This window comes from Spongiibacter pelagi (assembly GCF_014705705.1).
Taxonomy (GTDB): domain Bacteria; phylum Pseudomonadota; class Gammaproteobacteria; order Pseudomonadales; family Spongiibacteraceae; genus Spongiibacter; species Spongiibacter pelagi.
On record NZ_JACXLD010000035.1, the window covers coordinates 1 to 2,862 of the forward strand.

Sequence of the window (2,862 nt, forward strand, 5' to 3'; positions counted from 1 at the left end):
GGAAAACCAGTCCAGGAATGCATTCCAATTTTGGGGGTAGTCTTTGCCGGCAATCGGGGATAAAGTATGGATATCCATCCAGTAGTTATACGCTATGTGGAGCTAAATGGATACCCCTTTTATTTAAACAGTGATTTTGCTTGCTTGCTTTTTTTGATCAAGTATTATTTCAGGGAGATATTTTGGAAATTATTTCCAATGGGAGACCCGGTGTGAATAATGTGCAGAAATTAGAAAAATTACATCAATTGCTGGGAGAAGATCAGCTTTCTGAGCTGTTAGGCATTTCGAATAAAACCCTCAAAAACTGGTTAAAAGAAAAATGCATTCCAAAAGAAAGCACCGTTGCTGCTAAGTTTGATCAAATTTTAGACTCAATCCCCAATCCTCAGCGTACCGGAGCTGCCGCTTTTTCATTTATTGATCTTTTCGCTGGAATTGGCGGGATAAGGCGTGGATTTGAATCCATCGGTGGTGAATGTGTGTTTACGTCTGAATGGGATAAATACTCTCAAATCACTTACCGGAAAAATTATTCTGAAGATCACCATCCTGTTGTGGGCGATATAACCAAGATAGATACGGCACTTATTCCTGATCACGATGTATTGCTTGCTGGATTTCCTTGTCAGCCATTTTCATTAGCTGGTGTTTCAAAGAAAAATTCCCTTGGACGGGCCCATGGTTTTGAGTGCAATACTCAAGGGACGTTGTTTTTTGATGTTGAGCGCATCATTGCAGCTAAGAAACCGAAGGCTTTTTTATTGGAAAATGTGAAAAACTTAATGAGCCACGATAAGGGAAAAACCTTCAAAGTAATTACACAAACTCTTGAAGAAAAACTTGGCTATAAGATTTTTTACAAAGTGATCGATGCTAATGGTTTTGTACCACAAAACCGGCAGCGTATTTTTATAGTTGGTTTTAGAGATGACGTGCCATTTTCTTGGGCTGAATTTCAGCAGCCTGAAAAAGGTGCAGTTAAGATGAGGAATATATTGCATCCAGAAAATGGAAAAGAAGCTGTTGAGGAAAGATATACCGTTGGTCCCAGTGCGACGGTAAGGCAGGAATTTATACTCAGCACAAAGCTGTGGAAGTATTTACAGGATTATAAGAAAAAGCATGAGAAAGCAGGAAATGGCTTTGGTTTCGGGCTTGTAAATGGCGAAGATACATGTAGAACCTTGTCTGCTCGGTACCACAAGGATGGCTCGGAGATACTCATTTCACGAGGGCAGAATAAAAATCCTCGGCGGCTTACACCGCGAGAGTGCGCTAGGCTAATGGGGTATCCCGATAGCCTTGAAATACCAGTGTCAAATACACAAGCCTATAGGCAGTTTGGTAATTCTGTAGTTGTGCCCGTTATTGCGGAAATCGCTCGTATTATGAAGCCCCATATTATGGAGCTGGTGGCGCAAGATTGCCGTTCACTGCCTGAGCAACAGAATTTATGGCAAATCGCCTAAAACACCTTTAACAAAAAATCTTCGTAAAATATCTATATTGGAAATACGGGTTTGATATGGATTTCAAAGACTGGATATATGAAATTGCTAATGAAAGCTGGCGAGTATATATCAAGCGACTTTCAGCAAATGACACGGGGGCATCAGGAGGCCATCAAGTAGGGATTTATTTTCCGAAATCTGTGTTAGGTATTATTTTTCCTAGTTTAAATAAAGATGGGGCGATAAACCCTGACGTTGCTTTCAAAGCTACAGTTGATTCAGATTCTGTGCCCGAGCAGGAATTGCGGGCGATTTATTACAACCAAAAGACAAGAAACGAAAAGCGAATAACCCGTTGGAAATCCGGCGTTGAATATACGCCGCTGCAAGACACTGAAAAAACAGGCTCATTAGCTGTGTTCGCTTTTAATAATAAAGGCTCTTTGGACTCTGAGTTCATGAAGGTTTGGGTTTGCCGCAATATTGAAGAAGAAGCTTATCTAGAAGAACGTATTGGTGAGGTTGAACCGCAAGTTAGCTACTTTGAGCGTGGCGATATTATTTTTGAAGGACTTAGATCTTATGGTGATATCAAAACTGAAAGCTATCCCGCTGCATGGAACGAAGAGTTTCCATCTGGAGCGACAATTATTAACTACTTATTTGAAAGTGGTTTGCACAGAGAGTTGGATCCTGATAAACGGCTAGTTAAACGAAGAGACCATGAGTTTGATTTATTTAAATTGGTCGAACATCACCATGTATCCCCATTGATTCAGAAAGGCTTTAACGATGTTGAATCGTTTATAAAACTCGCGAATTCGATCTCAAATAGAAGAAAGTCGAGATCTGGAAGATCGCTAGAGCTCCATCTTGAAAACATTTTTAGAGAAGAGGGACTAAGTCAGTTTGGCGTTCAGTGTAAGACAGAGGGGAATAAAAAACCGGACTTCTTGTTTCCTGATTGTCTTTCATATCATGAAGCTAGTTATCCGATTGAAAAGCTTCGTATGCTTGCGGTTAAGACAACGGTGAAGGATCGGTGGCGACAGATTTTGAATGAGGCCAATAGGATTGATACCTCATACTTATTTACACTACAGCAAGGTGTTTCTGTTAATCAATTTAAAGAAATGCGGGATGAGAATGTACGTCTAGTAGTCCCATCGCCAATACACGGTTCTTTTCCTAAGTCGCTTAGGGCGGAGCTGTATTCACTCTCAGATTTCATCAATGAAACAAAAGCACTATATGCTTGATACGGACAAGCTTGGTGGTGTGCTTCTGTAATCCCCCCGCAAACACGTAACGGTTATTAGTAGAAAATTCCATTAAACTGAAACAAAGGAGTTTTCTATGCGAACATCACGATACAGCGACAGCCAGATACTGGCGATCTTGAAACAAA

At 40.6% G+C, this 2,862-nt stretch carries 2 protein-coding genes; both read left to right on the forward strand.

All coding sequences use genetic code 11. The features are described 5' to 3' along the window. Positions 1–212: 212 nt before the first annotated feature. Positions 213–1,472, forward strand: a complete 1,260-nt coding sequence (gene dcm / locus IB286_RS15250; RefSeq protein WP_190767013.1) for a DNA (cytosine-5-)-methyltransferase — start codon at positions 213–215, stop codon at positions 1,470–1,472. 56 nt (positions 1,473–1,528) lie between these two features. Further along, positions 1,529–2,713 (forward strand): type II restriction endonuclease, encoded by a 1,185-nt coding sequence (locus IB286_RS15255; RefSeq protein WP_190767016.1) that lies wholly within the window; start codon positions 1,529–1,531, stop codon positions 2,711–2,713. Positions 2,714–2,862: the final 149 nt, after the last annotated feature.